Origin of the sequence: Marinobacter sp. (assembly GCF_048259445.1) — a bacterium.
Taxonomy (GTDB): domain Bacteria; phylum Pseudomonadota; class Gammaproteobacteria; order Pseudomonadales; family Oleiphilaceae; genus Marinobacter.
Window position 1 is genome coordinate 110328 of the sequence record NZ_JBLXHQ010000006.1, and the last position, 15811, is coordinate 126138.

Here is a 15811-nt window from a genome sequence, read left to right on the forward strand (position 1 = left end):
TACCGCCCGCTTCGCAGGCCTGTCATCTCAGGATGGCCCGGAATCAGCACTGTTTACCAGCCTGAGATCAGCAGCGCTGCGGCGATTCTGTTGTTTCAGGCGGCGCACACAGCGCTCGAGGGTTTTGGAGATGCGCGCGTGAGAGCGAATCATGGATATTTTTGGCCAGGTCGCGCGCTCACCGGCCAGAATCATTTCGCGCACAAATTCAGGCTTGGGATCGGCAAGCATGCGCCGGTAATCCTTGAAGCTGTATGTGGGCGCGATGGTTACATCTCCGGAATACCGCTGAGCCATGATGGTGTACATCTGGCCAGAGATCTGGCGAAGCAACTCGGGCCTGGCCCGCTTGCGGAGATAGTCAAAAACGCCCTGCCCGTGAAACTGCATTTCGGATTTCATCAGGTGCCAGGGCAGACTTGCCAGAGAGAGCTTTTCATCCTGACCGCGGGCGTTCAAAAAAGGTACCACGTGCGGGTTGGTCTGGCTGACGATGGTGAAATTCACATCATAGAGGTGCATTAACCGGTCAATGGGCAGATCACTCACAACAGAGCCATCCACAAATTTGAGCCTGGGCATGTACGGCAGCGCTTGCCCGTGAATATCCTTTTTCATCAGAGTAACCGGCGGGAAAATACCCGGCACCGCTGCACTGGCAAGCGCTGCGCTCCACACCATCAGATAGGGCGAAGTATAACCTGAAAGTAGCCGCGCCTTCTGGTGCGCCTGAACTGGCGACACACTCATATTGATCGAGCGGCCGGTGCGTAAATAGGCCTCCTCGAACGTATACTCGCCGATATTGGTTCGCAGGCAGGTACGCAGCTGATCCTGATCCATCAAGCCTTCGCCCCGCATTGCGCTGAGGAGGCCGCGCCATTTCCATGCCTTGAGGTTATGGTTCTCAGGGACCAGCATTTCGGGAATTTCGGCGTCAGTATGCACACCAAGCATTCCGGCAATGATCGCACCAATGCTTGAGCCTGTTACAACCTGCGGAAGCAGGCCCTTTTCCCAAAGCGCCTTGATTACCCCGAAGTGGAACATGCCAAGGCTGGCACCGCCGCTCAGCAAAAGTGTCGGCCGTCCATAGCTGGTCAGGGTGTCACGAAAAAACTGAAGTTTGTCAGCAACCGGAAAGCCCGGCACCGGGTTGTCACACAGGAAATCCAGAGCTTCACAAACCTGGGCAATGTACTCTTCAATCAGATGCTTGGTACCAACCCTGGAATGGGTGTACAGAGCAGGATTACCCATATTACCAAGATCGTGATGCAGACCCTCGCGCAGCGCCCGCTTCAGGCGCTCAAAATCGTTTTGCTGACGATACTGTTTGATATTGCTGAGGCGGTCGTAGAGCAACTCATAGTTATAGAACTCTGAAGCAAAATCCTCTTTCCACTCGGCGTTGCCTTCAAGAAAATCCAGCTCAAGCGCTGCGGCCTTCCAAACCTCATAGTTCGGTGCTTCGTCCAGCATCTTGCGGAACTTTTGAATCCTTGGATCTTGCAGCACCGTGTATCTCCCTCAGCTGTCCGTCAGGATCAGAAATCGTCGAGCATCAAATCTTCATTATCATCGCTGGCGAACGGGTCCCGGGTCACCTTACCGTCGTTTATCAGGAACTCTCTGCGTTGCAGGAAAGCGTTTCGAACGAAGGTATACGTATCGCCGGAAATAAAGCTCTCTGCAGGAATCAGATCCGCCCGCCTGTCCACAATCTGGACGCCGCGTGCGTAATAGTTGTCCGGGCTCTCGACATTGTCCCAAAGCGACGGAAGCAAAAAGCCGTCAGCGCCCAGACCGCTCAGATGACGGGGGCTGGAGGGGCCGAGAAAAGGCAGCATCAGATAGGGGCCAGAACCAGCACCCCAATGCCCCAGAGTCTGTCCGAAATCCTCCGGCCTTTCGGGCAGATCAAATGCAGTCGCAACATCAATCAGCCCGCCAAGGCCAAACACAGTGTTATAGGTAAACCGACCGGCTGCAACGACCGCCGACTCACCCTTCAGCTGCAGCACACTGTTGGTAAAGTTGCGGACTTCTGTGAGGTTATTAAAAAAGTTCGTGATGGCACGGTCAGCAAAATCCGGCATAAACGTCCGGTAGGTACTGGCTACCGGCTTCAGAACCCAGCGATCAATGGTGTCGTTAAAAGTATAAACCTTGCGGTTCCAGCTCTCATACGGATCCTGAGCATTTACCTGCGTGGCCGGGCCCTCGCGGGCAGGCTCCTGCGAACTCTGAGCCATGACTGGCTGTGCTGAAATAACAATAGCCAGCACGGCCACCAACGGCATGGCGAACAACCAGCCTCGGGGTGAAAAATTTGTCATGGTCAACTCTTGGGTTGTTGATGTTGCTTTACAGCAGCCCTTAAGCGCCGCTGCAAAACAATCAGCGACGGCGCACTACAACGCTGCCGATGGAGTAACCGGCACCGAAGGAGCAGATCACACCGGTGTCGCCGGTTTTCAGGTCGTCTTTGTGCTTATGGAACGCAATGATCGAACCTGCGGAGCTGGTATTGGCATATTCGTCGAGAATCACCGGAGCCTCATCTTCGCTCGCGTCACGCCCAAGCACCCGGCGGGCTATAAGCTGATTCATGTTCAGATTCGCCTGATGCAACCACATTCTGCGCAGATTTTCCGGCGCCAGCGAAAGGCTTTCGAGGTGATTCTGGATAGTTTCAGCAACCAGCGGTGAAACTTCCTTGAATACTTTACGGCCCTGCTGGATAAACAGTTTATCCGGCTTGCCCACACCGGCTTCGTCCGCCCGGTTCAGGAAGCCAAAATTGTTCCGGATGTTGTTCGAAAAAGTCGTTTTCAGGCGGGTGCCAAGGATCTCGAACCCCTGCCCTGGCCGCGTATTTTCCTCACGTTCCACCAGAATAGCGGTGCAGGCATCGCCAAAAATGAAATGGCTGTCGCGATCGCGGAAATTCAGATGGCCGGAGCAGATTTCAGGGCTGACAACCAGAACCGCACGCGCTGAACCGTTCTCCACGGAATTGACGGCTGCTTGCAGCCCGAATGTCGCAGAACTGCAGGCTACGTTCATGTCATAGGCGAAGCCATCGATACCCAGGGCCGCCTGAACCTCAATAGAAACCGCAGGATAGGCTCGCTGTAAATTGGAGCAGGCTACGATCACCGCATCCACGTCGCTGGCTTTTTTTCCTGCCTGGGCCAGTGCTTCATTGCAGGCCACAACGGCCATATCGCACTGCACCGAAGGTTCATCGTTGCCGCGTTCAGGAATGTAGGGCGCCATCCGCTTCGGATCAACGATGCCCGACTTGTCGATAACGTGACGGCGCTTGATACCTGAAGCTTTTTCTATAAACGCCGAAGACGACGGCTGAAGCGCCTCGATCTCGCCACTTTCTATGGCTTGTGCATGTTCAGAGTTGTACATCTCGACAAACTGGTTAAATGCTTCAACCAGCTCATCGTTATCAATGGTTGCCGGCGGTGTATACAGGCCGGTTCCGCTAATGACGGCTTTAATCACGCTAACCCCACGTCATGAAGATGAAAACAGAAGGACAGGAATATCGTACTTTCGGAAATACTAACACAGTCCCGGGGATTTGCCCGCCCCGCACAAATCATTACGCAAGGCCAGGCTTGATCGATCAGACCCGGGTGAGTTCCCACTGTTTGTCCAGGCGTTTTACCGACACTGTCATAGCCGTTCCCAGCTGCTGAGCAAAAAACGAAACACGGTATTCCTCGAGCATCCAACGGTAGGTCACAAGTTCGGGATCACGAACACCCTGCTTTTGCTGTTCATCGCGCTTGCTCGCGTAACGGCTCCACAGCGGCTCGCTGGTATGCAAAAATTCCCGTTCACGCCCCATTTCCCTTGGCATCTTTTCCAGCCGGACCAGCGCCGCTTCAAAATAACGGCCAAGCTCTGCCAACCATTGCGGCGGGGTTGCTACCAGAAAACCCGGATAAACAAGGTTTTGCATCTGAAACTTCAAGTCCGCCATACTGTTTGCAAGAGCCAGATTGATCTTGCCTTTCAGTTGCTTTGCGACTTTCTGATAACCCGTCATAGCCTGGTGAAGGCGTTCATCTGCCTGCTCCAGGGCAGGAATGAAATCACCCCTGTGCTGATCAAACAGTGCATCAAACCCCTCACGGGTATGGGGAACACGATCTTCTAAAAAGTGCTCCATCGCAGTGGAAACAAGCAGATCATCCAGAAGAACCTTTGCCTGCCCGACGGTAGCAAACATCAAAGCGGACTGTTTAAAGCGGGGAAGCTTTCTCTCCAGATCATCCAGGGTATTGCCAAACCGGTTAAGAATAAGCCGTGCAATACCCTTGCGGGTTGTATCCTCCGCGGTAAGACGATCCAGACAGCGAATCTCACGTACCTTTTTGCCCAAATCTTCAAGCGCAGGATAAACAGTGATCTGCATCCCGCCCTTTTCGGTCTGCACCTGCGCCGGCAGCTCACCAAACTCCCAATCCGTATACTCGCCTGCGGGCTCCTGATTCCGGCTGTCGCTTGTTGCCGATGCAAGCGCCTCTTCAGCACGCCCTTCAAGCTGGCTCTGAAGTTCACCCGTTTCACGACTTTCTGCGATAACTTTACCGCCGTCCCCCAGCACTCTCAGGTTCATCCTAAGGTGGCGAGGCAATTCATCCCGAGGCCAGGCTTCGGGATCAATACGCACACCGGTCATCCTCCGCAGCTGTTCACCCAACTGCAAAGCCAGCGGTTCGTTGGAAGGCTGGAGATTGGCAATCGCAGCGTCCACAAAATCCGGCACCGGCACAAAGTTGCGCCGAAGGGATTTTGGCAACCCCTTAACCAGCGCCACACACTTCTCGCGAAGCAGCCCCGGCACAAGCCATTCCAGGCGCCGGGAAGGAATTTGCCGCAACGCCATCAGTGGCACCTGCAGCGTTACCCCATCGCGCTCACTGGTCGGCTCAAACTCGTAGCTCAGCGGGTAACGAACGCCCTCCCACTCCAGAAAATCCGGATACAGATCCCCCGCCAGGGCATCGACGGGCCGTTGCAGGACATCCTCTTCAGTCAATTCCAGATTGTGAAGCTGCTCAGCCGTAAGATTTTTCCACCAGCTTTCGAAATGACGACCGCTGACGATCCCGGCAGGCAGGCGTTCATCGTAAAAACCGACAAGTACCTCATCATCCACCAGAAGATCCCGGCGTCGGGTTTTCTTCTCCAGATCCTCTACGCTGGCCAGCATCTCGCGGTTGCGGCTTATAAAAGGCGCTTTCGAGCGATAATCACCTTCTACCAGAGCATGGCGGATGAAGAGGTTCCGGCACTCAACCGGATCTATTTTGCTGAACGCTATCCGGCGTTTAGGCACTACATCAAGGCCGTAAAGGGTAATCTTTTCGTACCCCATCACCTGAGCTCTCTTCTGCTCCCAGTGCGGTTCGAAATAATGATGTTTCACCACATGGCCGGCCAGGGGTTCAATCCACTCCGGCTGAATGGCGGCTACCATACGGGCAAACACCCGGCTGGTTTCTACAATTTCTGTGGCGACAATCCACTTGGGCCCGGTTTTGGATACTTTAGAGCCAGGAAAAATCATGACCTTGCGATTGCGGGTCGCCAGATATTCCTTTTTCTCGACCTTGGTCGCTACCTGCCCGAGCAAACCGGCCAGAATCGCTTTGTGTATCGTGTCGTAGGTGGCCGCATCCCGGTTGAACGACAGTTTCTGATCACGACAAATCAGCGTGAGTTGCCGATGAATGTCGCGCCACTCCCGCATACGCATCCAGCTGAGAAAACTCTTCTGGCACACCTTTTTGAGCTGGTTCTGGGACAGCTCCTGGCGCTGTTCTTCATAAAAGTTCCAGATATTCAGCAGAGTGATAAAGTCTGATTCTTTGTCGTTAAACGGGGCGTGGGCCTGGTCGGCAGCCTGCTGTTTATCCTGCGGCCGCTCTCTTGGATCCTGAACACTCAAACCGGCAATAATAATAAGCGTTTCCGCAAGACTGCCCTGGTCTGCAGAGGTCACCAGCATTCTCGCCAGGCGTGGATCCAGCGGCAGCTTAGCCATGGTCCGCCCGAGCTTTGTAACGCGCCGCTTATCATCAACCGCACTCAGCTCTTCGAGCAACTTGTAGCCGTCGTTGATCAGGCGTTTGTCTGGCGCCTCAAGAAACGGAAAATTGCGAATCTCACCGAGGCCGGACGTCGCCATCTGCAAAATAACGGAGGCCAGATTGGTGCGCAGTATTTCCGGATCGGTGTATTCGGGGCGGTTGATAAAATCCGTTTCATCGTACAAACGAAAACAGATGCCCGGCGCAACCCGACCGCAACGCCCTGCCCGCTGGTTTGCACTGGCTTGCGATACCGGCTCAATAGGCAGGCGCTGTATTTTCGACCGAACGCTGTAGCGGCTGATTCGCGCCACACCTGTGTCAATCACATAGCGAATGCCCGGCACCGTAAGGGAAGTTTCAGCGACGTTGGTGGAAAGCACGATCCGGCGGCCGCGATGGTTCTGAAACACCCGGTTCTGTTCCTGATTGCTTAACCGGGAATATAAAGGAAGGACTTCCGTGTGCAGGAGTTCTGCGTGACGCAGCACTTTACTGAGATTGCGAATCTCACGCTCACCCGGCAGAAATATCAACACATCTCCCGGTGGCAGTTTGTTACTACGCTCATGCTGTTCAATTTCATCAAGTGCTGCAAGAACGCCATCATTCCAGCCCTGATCGCGATCATCTTCGTCGCCGGTCAGAGGCCGGTACTGGATATCCACGGGAAACGTACGGCCACTGACTTCCAGCACCGGCGCCTTGTCAAAAAAGTCACTGAAGCGATCCACTTCAATGGTGGCAGAAGTGATAATGACTTTGAGATCAGGACGTTTGGGAAGAAGTTGCTTCAGATAGCCCAGCAGAAAGTCTATGTTCAGGCTGCGTTCGTGGGCTTCATCAATAATCAGTGTGTCGTAACGCTTCAGATACCGGTCGTGCTGGACTTCCGCCAGCAGAATCCCGTCGGTCATTACCTTGACCCGGGTCTGCTCGGAGGTGGTGTCGGCAAACCGGACCTGATAGCCGATCTGCTGCCCCGTCTGCTCGCCAAGCTCATCTGCGATACGGGCAGCAACACTGCGGGCTGCGATACGTCTTGGCTGGGTATGACCAATGAGGCCGCGAATTCCGCGGCCCATATTCATGCAGATCTTCGGTATCTGTGTGGTTTTACCCGATCCGGTTTCGCCAGCAACAATGACAACCTGATGGTTTTCAATTGCTTCGCGGATATCATCCACGCGGTCAGAAACCGGCAGCCCTGCAGGAAAACTGATTGGTTTGTGCAGGGCGGCCCGAATATCAGAGTGCGAAGTCACCGTAATTATTTGTTCCCCGGCTCGTCACGCAGCTCACGGCGCAGAATCTTACCGACGTTGGTTTTCGGCAGATCGTCGCGGAACTCGAAGAAGCGCGGCACTTTGTAAGCAGTCAGGCGCTCACGGCAGAACTCTTTCAGTTCGTTCTCGGTGACACCTTCCGCAGTCGCAACAAGGTACACCTTCACCGCTTCACCACTCTTGGCATCCGGCACACCTACAGCTGCGCATTCAACCACTTTCGGGTGGCTGCTTACCACATCTTCAATCTCGTTCGGATAAACGTTAAACCCGGACACAATGATCATGTCCTTCTTGCGATCAACAATACGGATATAACCGTCTTCCTGAATCACCGCCACATCACCTGTCTGAATGTAGCCATCTTCAGTGAAAGACTTCTGCGTATCTTCAGGGCGCTGCCAGTAGCCGCGCATAACCTGTGGACCTTTTACACAGAGTTCGCCGGGTGCTCCCAGCGCGGTCTCTTTGCCCTCATCATCAATAGTCTTGACCTGAGTAGACGGGACCGGCAGGCCAATGGTGCCTAACTGGATAGCGCTGCGAGGATTGAAGGTAACCACCGGAGACGTTTCGGTCATGCCGTAGCCTTCGGATATGGCACAGCCTGTCACCCGCTCCCACATCTTCGCCGTATCGGTTGTCAGTGCCATACCTCCCGAAGACGTAAGCTTCAGGTTGCTGAAATCGAGATCCTGGAATTCTTCGTTATTGCACAGTGCGACAAACAAGGTGTTCAGACCAAGGAATGCGGTGAACTTGTGGTTTTTGATTTCTTTCACAAATCCAGGAATATCCCGCGGATTAGGAATCAGCACGTTGTGGCCACCAGCTTCGAGCATGATGCCGCAGTTCAGAGTAAAAGAATAAATGTGGTACAGAGGCAGAGGGGCAATCACAATTTCCTGCCCTTCAACGATCGTGTCTTCCATCATCGGGCGAACCTGCAGCAGGTTTGCTACCAGGTTACCGTGGGTAAGCATCGCACCCTTGGCCACACCCGTTGTTCCACCCGTATACTGCAGCACCGCGATATCGTCCTGCTTACATTCAACCGGCGTAAACTTTTCACGGGCGCCCGCGCTGAGCACAGCCGGCAGTTTGTGAGCCTGTGGAATGTTGAATGGCGGCACCATCTTTTTCACATGCTTGACCACAGCGTTCATCAGCGTGCGCTTGATGGGCGAGTGCATGTCGGCAATCTCGGTAACGATTACGTGCTCGATGCTGGTGTGAGGCAGAACTTTTTCGGCGTTTTCAGCCATATTCGCGAGCACCACCAGTGCCTTGGCACCGGAGTCGTTAAACTGGTGTTCCATCTCGCGAGTGGTGTAAAGCGGGTTGGTATTGACCACAATCAGGCCGGCACGCATGGCGCCAAATACCACAACCGGATACTGAGTCAGGTTGGGCATTTGCACCGCGATACGGTCACCAGGTTTCAGATCTGTCTTGTTCTGCAGCCAGGCAGCAAAGTTCCGGGTCTGAGTATCCAGATCCCTGTAGGTAAGAGTTGCACCGACAGCACTGAAGGCGGGGCGGTCAGCGTATTTTTTAACCGCCTGATCAAACACATCCACCATACTGCTGTATTTTTTCAGATCGACTTCACGGGGAACACTGGCGGGGTATTTGTCTTGATAGAACTTCTCAAAATCCATCACCATCTCCTGTCTGGCGCTTTTCTTTATAATGATTTACCAATGCCGTGCGATCCAAAAATCAACTCGACATAAGTATCAGCCTCAAAAAGTGGGGAGAGAATAGCAGTTTTGTTACCGATGAGGTAGTTTCAGCGCATAACAGGGAAGACTATCCCCCGCCAACCTTAAGCACGGAGCACTTGATGAGCGACACCCTTGATACCCTTGAAAATATTACTTACGACGAGCTGAATGAGGGTGACACAGCCAAATTTACCCGGACACTTTCAGAAGATGATCTGGTGTTGTTTGCAGCTGTTTCAGGGGATGTTAATCCGATGCACCTCGACCCTGAATTTGCAGCCAACTCCATATTCAAGGAGCGGGTCGCCCATGGCATGTGGAGCGGTGCCCTGATTTCTGCTGCGCTTGCGACGGTAATGCCCGGCCCGGGCACGGTTTATCTGGAACAGAGCCTCACCTTCAGGCGCCCCGCAAAGCTCGACGACACCTTGACTGTAAACCTTACCGTTGTGCGCAAAGATCCGAAAAACCGGGTTGTTTTCAAGTGTGACGTGACAAACCAGAACAATCAAAAGGTTGTTACCGGAGAAGCCAGGGTTATTGCTCCAACCGAGAAGGTTCGCCTTTACAAACCGACGCTTCCGAACATCAAGATTGAGCGCCGCGACTGACAGCGAGGGATTGTTTTTTTCAACCTGGTAAAAAGTCGATCGGGAACCTTACTTTCCGGGCCTCAACCCTGTCGGCACCAAAGTTGAAGAGCCGCACACGCATGGCAATTTTCTGCTCCAGTGCCGGGCTCTCAAGCTCGGAACTGACCACCTTGCATGCAGACACTGAACCGTCTGGCTCTATGACGAGCTCCAGTAAAACCTTTCCTGCCAGAGTAGGGTCCTGCCTTAGTTCTCGCTGGTAAAGGGAGTAAAGCGCCGTTTTGCCCGAATCAAACACCTGCCGGATGTTGCTCATTGCCCGCTCACCCATTGAAGGTGCCTTGTCAGGCGCCGGCCCACTGGCCGCAACCGGTGTTTGTTGAGAGGCAGCTTCTACTTTTCTTACCTCGTGCCCGGCAACTTGCACGTCTGCGCGTTGCACCCGGGTATCTTTTACACCACCGCTGCCCTGCAAAGCATTACCGGACAGTTGAGCCCGGGAACTGACGGCCTTTACAGTACCCGGCTCATTATCCGCGTTGGCCTGAATGGCCGGCGCAATTTCAGGCGCGGGTTTACGCATGGATGCCAGCCGATCTTTCATGGCCAACAGACCGGAACGGGATGCGTTTTCACGTGCCTGTTCCACGCTCTGGGTTGTTGGTTTTGCTGACTGCTTCAACGGCACAGGCTGAACTTCCTGCTTCACTGGCCGGGGAATGGGCGTCGGCGAGTGTTCCGGTGTTGGTTTCACCGGGTCCACCACTTCAGGGGAAGGCTCGGCAGGCTTTGGCTCAGGCAAAACCGGAATTTTAACAGGCTCAGAGGCTGGTTTTTCAAGGGCCTCTTGTTTTACAAGAAGCCGTGCGAGCTGCGGTGGAAGGCTTTCGGCACTTGTTCGCTCAAGCTCCGGAACTTCAAGAGCAGGAATCACCAGAGCAAATGGAATGAAAAGCAGGAGGGCCACGGCTGTGATGACTAAAAGCCGCAGGCGTTCACCCTCTTCCCTGTTCCAGGATAACGAAGACAAAGGCGTTCGCCCTGAATATCCAAGCGCTCCAAAATCGCTAGCCGCAGGCATCGCATTCATACCTGTCATTGCCACTCACCGGTCCGGACTTCAGGATTTGCAACACCCAGCTTCTGGCGAAACTCACGATGGCGTTCGAGGACCAGAGGATCAAGAGGCTGAAGCAGTTCCGCAGCGGTGTTCTCCAGCTCCGCCTCTGGCCTGCGCGGCAGTGTGGGCGCTCGCCAGGGCAAAATATTCAGCACACGTGGCTCATCCTCACCCATACTGGCGGAAATACCCTCGATACTCAGGAGAGCCTGCTTATCGGCAGCTACACAAAAAGCCGGAGCCGTGAAAACTATCAGAATGAACAGCCCGGTCGAGACAGCCAATAAGGCCCGGCCACAAAGCCTGGAAGCCGATTTCAGCATCACTCCAGCCTCCTTTGCAGATCAGCAATCCATCCCGTCACCTTTTTGTCCTCTTCGGCCGAGAGTGACTGGTAAAGCTGGTAATGTGAGAGTGCGCGGTCAAGATCAAGCAGGTAAAGCTCGGAAATAACCGCAAGATTGTAGTGCAGTTCGGCAACTTGGGGAGAGCTTTGAAGACCGGTTTCCAGCAGAACTGCCGCCTCGTTATAGCGATGCTGCTGCAGGAGCAGAAGTGCCCGATTATTCAGAGTTGCTGCATCAACCGGCTCAGGAGAAGTGGCCTCAGGCGTTTTCACCGGCTGCGCGGTACAACCCGTAAGCAAAAAAGCGACAGCCAGTGAGGCACAAAAAACGCTTGTTCTGAATACAGGCAAACCGACAGACTTATGTTCGGGCATCGTCAGTATCCTCCGGTGGAATACTCATCCAGCGCAGAGCCCGGCTGTAGCGGCCGGGGTGAAGTTCCGCCAGAACGCTCAGGCTTTGTTCGATCCAGGTATTAAACCCGCCAACGGTGATGCGCTGATGGTTTTGCGAATGCAGCGCGATCGCGCGCTCTTCAAATGGATAAGCCTCTTCTTCAAGCAGCATCCGGTACTGCATCTGCTCCAGCTCATTCAATTCCTCCGGAGCGGCCGATGCCAACAGGTCTCTGGCCATAATGCGGTGAAGCTCGGCCCGGCGAAACAGAGATTCCGCCAATACCCCGGAACCACCAAGAGACTCTGCCTCACGAAAACTGGCCTGCGCCCTGGCCATAGCGGCCTGCTTACGATCCAGTGATTGCTCAAGAGGAATGCTCAGCTCAATACCAGCAAACTCTTCGGCGGCTTCTGCCCCGTTTATCAGCGCGCCATGAGCCGCCCACTGAAGAGTCGTCTCCGAATGCCAGTTGCTTTCCAGCTCTGCCGACACCAACTCAGCGCGCCATTGCGCGGCAGAACTTCCCGTTTCTATCAGCCTGTGGCGCATCGTCTGCAGCCGGATATGTTCATCCGCTTCCAGGGCAACCGGGCCGGTAGCAAGATAACCTTCATAGACTGCATTGCGCTGCTCATCTGCTCCGGCGGCGTGAAAAAGCTCTGCGGCCCTTAGCCGATAACCCCAGACACCATCTTGCATTGACTCCGTAGCACTGAGGTTGTCAGCCATAGCCATCAACTCATTGGCTGCCCGTGCTGGCTGACCCGATGAGCTATAGGCCAGAACCAGTTTTTCGCTGATTTCAGGGGCGAGCGCATGGCGCGGATAATCATTATGGAAGCGGTTGAGTTCATTAATCGCCGGCTGCCAACTTGAGGCTCTGAGCAGCGTGTTGGCCGCATCATAACGCCCCTTAATGGCCGTTTCCGAGCCCGGCAGTACCGTTTCGATCCGCTGAAAATGCGCTACTGCAATCGACGTTTTGCCGGCGTCGGCAGCCCGTTCGCCCTGACGATAAATGGCGGTGGCGAGCTGCTCTTGCAGATCGGAAGTTTCTCGCTTCATTGCGTCGGTTGCGGATTCTCCGGAGGCCAAGGTTATGGCCTCTCGCCAGGCCCTTTCTGCAAGCCCGTACTCATTCATGTGCTGGCGCACCTGAGCCGTTATCAACCAACCGGCAAAGCGGGTTTCGGGTGTTGCCTTGGGGTGAACAACAGCCTGAGTGGCAAAACGCAAAGCCTGCTCATATTGACCAGATTCGAACCAGCGAACAGCCAGTTCGGCCAACACTCCCGGTACCCTCGCGTCTGAACCATACTGTTCTGCAAACCGATCGGATTCAGCGGCGAGATCATCAAGGCCGGGCGCATAGCCGGCAGAAGCCATTTCGCCACTGGTGCCTGCCCGGATCAAAGCGACTGCAGCCCAGCCAGCATCCGCGCCGTATTCGTAATCAGACAAATCGTAGGCTGCTACGCGATAGTTTGTAAGCGCAGAGAGATACTCCTTTGCCTGCAACCGGGCATCGCCCGCGAGGCGGAAAAACTCTCCCGGCGCTTCGCTTCGATTAGCCAGCCCTTCGTAGTATCTCGCCGCAACCGAATAGTGTGCGGCAGCATCTCTCGCCGGGGGCATACCCGCAGCGTAGTGATAATCTGCGAGAAAACGGCTGAACTTGCGCCATTTCTCGCGGTAATCCGCGTCAAGGCCAGCGTAATCGTTTTGATCATCGAACAGCGCGATATAGTCAGCCATGGCTTCCCGGGCCATGTCAGGCTTACCGGCCCGGTTCCATACATCCACAACCTGCGCCATAAAACCGGCTCGCTGAGGATGCTCGGGGAAGTATTCTGCAAATGCCCGGCTGGTCGCCACACTGGCCGCGGCCTTACCTTGCACCGCATAGAAATCGGCAAGGCGATCAAATACCAGTGGCGCCCAAACGCTTGGCGCTTCTGGCTGAAGCCAACCCATCAAAGTTTCTGCGCCGCCCCGGCGGCTGGCCATCAGGGCCAGAATCCGTAAGGTGTCATCTATACTGTCTACGTTCGATTCAGACACCTGAAAAAGGCTTTCAGCGTTCGGCAGAGATTCATCCAATACTTTTACAAATGTACGCCCCGCCCGCTCCCACGCCTGCGGCCCCTGCTTGAAAAGCGCCCAACCGAGCATGTAGCGCGCCTTGTTTTCAAGCTCATCGGCATCACCATTCACATTAACAACCTTCCGATACCTGGCCTCGGCTTCCACGTAATCTCCGGCGGCGAATGCCGATTCAGCAATCCTGAACCAGGCTTCCGGAACCAGAGGCGAATCCGGATACAGCCCCACGAGTTGTTGCAGCCGGCTCACAGAGGCCGCGTTCTGCCCTGTTAAAGCATGGGCCTTCGCCATCTGGTACAAGAGCTCATCCAGGCGCCCGCCAAACACGCCACGTTCAAGAATGGACCTATAACTTTCGATCGCCTGCCGGTACACCTCTGGCTCTTCAGCGGGGCTGAACCCTATGTCTTCACCGGAACGATCGCGGATATTCGCAAGGCGGTTCAATGCATCCACGCGTACCGAGGGTTCATCGGTCGTATTGAACAATCGCTGGTAGCGCCTTGCTACCTCTGCGGGTGAAATGGCAGGGAGCGGCCTGGATTCGAACTTCAAAAACACCGGGCGCATGTCGGCAATGGTTTCACCGTCCTTTCCAAGCTCTACGCGAAAAGATTCCTGCCCGTAAGCCAGGCTGCTTAGCAAACAGAGTGGCAGCGCAAGACTACGCAGAGCTTTCAAACCTGACTGCCCCAAACCTGACTGCCTCATCTGCCCTGCTCCCCGGAATCCAGTTCCTTCAGGGCCAGATACTCATAGAGGTGGGCGATCTGTTGCTCGGTTTTATCCAGAGCAACCATCATTTTTTTGTCCTGAGCTTTCACAAAATCCAGTGCCAGCTGATCAAGCAGCACCTCGGCCGGCGCGCGCAGAGCCTTCACAGACTCCAGATGAGCGAGTGAGTCTTTACGCAATTGCCGGGCCTCGACAAGCAACGCTTTCAGATTCTGAGCGCGATTGGCAGACAGACCCTCGAACTTATCCAGCTGTCGCCCGGAATCCGAGAGCGTTGTCTGTATTACTCTCAGCTGCTGATATTGATCCGTATTCAACTCACGGCTGTCCGAACGCGCCAGCAAAGCATTCATGCGCAGCTCAAGGCGGGAGTGAGTATCTTCCAGAGCATCTTGTTGCGCCGTCTCTGTCGCAGAACCTGAGGACTCAAGCTGGCCGACAATAGAAGCAATAAAAACATCGAGGTCCTGAACGCTGCCTTGGAGCTGGGCCGCCATCTTTGCGAGATCCTCGACCCGGCTTACAGCCTGCTGCGAAACGGGCTGTTCCATAAAGCCAAGCAGGTAGGCCATACGGGGCTGAGTAAGTGTGCGGCTGTCTGCCAGAAACCATTCTACCTTCGGGCTGCCCAGGCCAGCCTCACCGGAAAAAGAGCCTCGCGCATCGAGAACCAGCGCTTTATAAGCACCCTGCTTTCGAATCTGACTCGCCAGTTTTCGAAGGGTAACGCGCTCACTTTCGTAGGCAGCATTTGCAGCCAGGTAAGCCTCGCCAGCCTGCCCTAGATAACCGGACAGATCGTAACCACGCCCCATACCTATCCAGGCCTCCGCAACTCCCGGATACGCAAGTGGGTATTTTTTAGCCCGATGCCAGCTTTGCATGGCTGCGCGGTGATGGCCCTGTTCCGCGAGGGCCAGACCGTGAAAGTAGAGAGCCTGGGGAGTTTTGTGGCTATCCAGCGGTATTTTTTCAAGAAAGCCAATGGCTTTCTCATACTCTGCATTGGTGTAGGAAAGGTAGCCGGCACGCAACAGAATACGGGCCTGCAGAGCGGTTTTTCGGTGGGTATCAGGGTCCTTATCTGCCATTGCCAGCGCGACCCGTAACGCAACCAAAGCACGGGAGGGATTCAGGTCATTGCGGGCGTGGTCAGTAGAAAGATTAAGGTAGCCAACCGCAGACCAGTAGCCTGCAGCCATATCGGCGAGAATCTTGCCGGCTTCTTCAGAATCTCCACGGAAACGGGCAATCTCCGCCTGATCGTAAAGCACCTGTTGCCTCGGTTTAAGAGGTTCGGATGCTTCGCCATAAGCCGGCGCCAGCATCAGGGCAAACAAGCCAGCCAGGCCGATGCGAATAGCCACTTTCATCACCGG

General features: G+C 54.8%; 11 protein-coding genes. 1 reads left to right on the forward strand and 10 read right to left on the reverse strand.

The annotated features are described in order from the left end of the window. Positions 1–27: 27 nt before the first annotated feature. From ACN0RL_RS06605 to ACN0RL_RS06625, 5 genes are all read right to left on the reverse strand, one after another. Positions 28–1518 (reverse strand): DUF3336 domain-containing protein, encoded by a 1491-nt coding sequence (locus ACN0RL_RS06605; RefSeq protein ID WP_417514946.1) that lies wholly within the window; start codon positions 1516–1518, stop codon positions 28–30. Between the two features lie 29 nt (positions 1519–1547). Continuing rightward, positions 1548–2255 (reverse strand): VacJ family lipoprotein, encoded by a 708-nt coding sequence (locus ACN0RL_RS06610; RefSeq protein WP_417515026.1) that lies wholly within the window; start codon positions 2253–2255, stop codon positions 1548–1550. Positions 2256–2400: 145 nt separating this feature from the next. Beyond that, on the reverse strand, positions 2401–3522 hold the full coding sequence (locus ACN0RL_RS06615) for a beta-ketoacyl-ACP synthase III (RefSeq protein ID WP_417514948.1): 1122 nt from the start codon (positions 3520–3522) through the stop codon (positions 2401–2403). Between the two features lie 124 nt (positions 3523–3646). Beyond that, entirely contained in the window at positions 3647–7387 is a 3741-nt protein-coding gene (gene hrpA, locus ACN0RL_RS06620) for an ATP-dependent RNA helicase HrpA (protein WP_417514950.1), read from the reverse strand. A gap of 5 nt (positions 7388–7392) precedes the next feature. Next, a complete protein-coding gene (locus tag ACN0RL_RS06625) occupies positions 7393–9069 on the reverse strand; it encodes an AMP-binding protein (RefSeq protein WP_417514952.1) in 1677 nt (558 codons plus the stop codon). Positions 9070–9254: 185 nt separating this feature from the next. On the opposite strand from ACN0RL_RS06625, the gene ACN0RL_RS06630 reads away from it, so the two are divergent. Then, entirely contained in the window at positions 9255–9746 is a 492-nt protein-coding gene (locus ACN0RL_RS06630; protein WP_417514954.1) for a MaoC/PaaZ C-terminal domain-containing protein, read from the forward strand. Between the two features lie 19 nt (positions 9747–9765). Here ACN0RL_RS06630 and ACN0RL_RS06635 read toward each other — a convergent pair whose 3' ends face one another. From ACN0RL_RS06635 to ACN0RL_RS06655, 5 genes are read right to left on the reverse strand one after another with little or no spacing between them, the layout of a single operon-like run. Next, positions 9766–10827 carry an AgmX/PglI C-terminal domain-containing protein gene (locus ACN0RL_RS06635; protein WP_417514956.1) on the reverse strand — a complete coding sequence of 354 codons (1062 nt, stop codon included), beginning with the start codon at positions 10825–10827 and terminating at the stop codon, positions 9766–9768. Further along, complete coding sequence (locus tag ACN0RL_RS06640) at positions 10824–11171, reverse strand: hypothetical protein (RefSeq protein ID WP_417515028.1); 348 nt, start codon at positions 11169–11171, stop codon at positions 10824–10826. The genes ACN0RL_RS06635 and ACN0RL_RS06640 overlap by 4 nt, the downstream gene beginning before the upstream one ends. Further along, entirely contained in the window at positions 11171–11569 is a 399-nt protein-coding gene (locus ACN0RL_RS06645; protein ID WP_417514958.1) for a hypothetical protein, read from the reverse strand. The genes ACN0RL_RS06640 and ACN0RL_RS06645 overlap by 1 nt, the downstream gene beginning before the upstream one ends. Beyond that, positions 11556–14408, reverse strand: coding sequence for a tetratricopeptide repeat protein (locus ACN0RL_RS06650; RefSeq protein ID WP_417514960.1), 2853 nt, complete (start codon positions 14406–14408; stop codon positions 11556–11558). Before ACN0RL_RS06650 ends, ACN0RL_RS06645 begins: the two co-directional genes overlap by 14 nt. Then, positions 14405–15805, reverse strand: a complete 1401-nt coding sequence (locus ACN0RL_RS06655; protein ID WP_417514962.1) for a hypothetical protein — start codon at positions 15803–15805, stop codon at positions 14405–14407. Before ACN0RL_RS06655 ends, ACN0RL_RS06650 begins: the two co-directional genes overlap by 4 nt. Positions 15806–15811 lie beyond the last annotated feature (6 nt).

What these genes read in the sequence shown, in the direction of transcription:
- ACN0RL_RS06610 (WP_417515026.1), bottom strand. Translation starts at nt 2,255, where the DNA reads ATGGCTCAGAGTTCGCAGGAGCCTGCCCGCGAGGGCCCGGCCACGCAG.
- ACN0RL_RS06625 (WP_417514952.1), bottom strand. Translation starts at nt 9,069, where the DNA reads ATGGATTTTGAGAAGTTCTATCAAGACAAATACCCCGCCAGTGTTCCC.
- ACN0RL_RS06630 (WP_417514954.1), top strand. Translation starts at nt 9,255, where the DNA reads ATGAGCGACACCCTTGATACCCTTGAAAATATTACTTACGACGAGCTG.
- ACN0RL_RS06635 (WP_417514956.1), bottom strand. Translation starts at nt 10,827, where the DNA reads ATGACAGGTATGAATGCGATGCCTGCGGCTAGCGATTTTGGAGCGCTT.
- ACN0RL_RS06640 (WP_417515028.1), bottom strand. Translation starts at nt 11,171, where the DNA reads ATGCTGAAATCGGCTTCCAGGCTTTGTGGCCGGGCCTTATTGGCTGTC.
- ACN0RL_RS06645 (WP_417514958.1), bottom strand. Translation starts at nt 11,569, where the DNA reads ATGCCCGAACATAAGTCTGTCGGTTTGCCTGTATTCAGAACAAGCGTT.
- ACN0RL_RS06650 (WP_417514960.1), bottom strand. Translation starts at nt 14,408, where the DNA reads ATGAGGCAGTCAGGTTTGGGGCAGTCAGGTTTGAAAGCTCTGCGTAGT.
- ACN0RL_RS06655 (WP_417514962.1), bottom strand. Translation starts at nt 15,805, where the DNA reads ATGAAAGTGGCTATTCGCATCGGCCTGGCTGGCTTGTTTGCCCTGATG.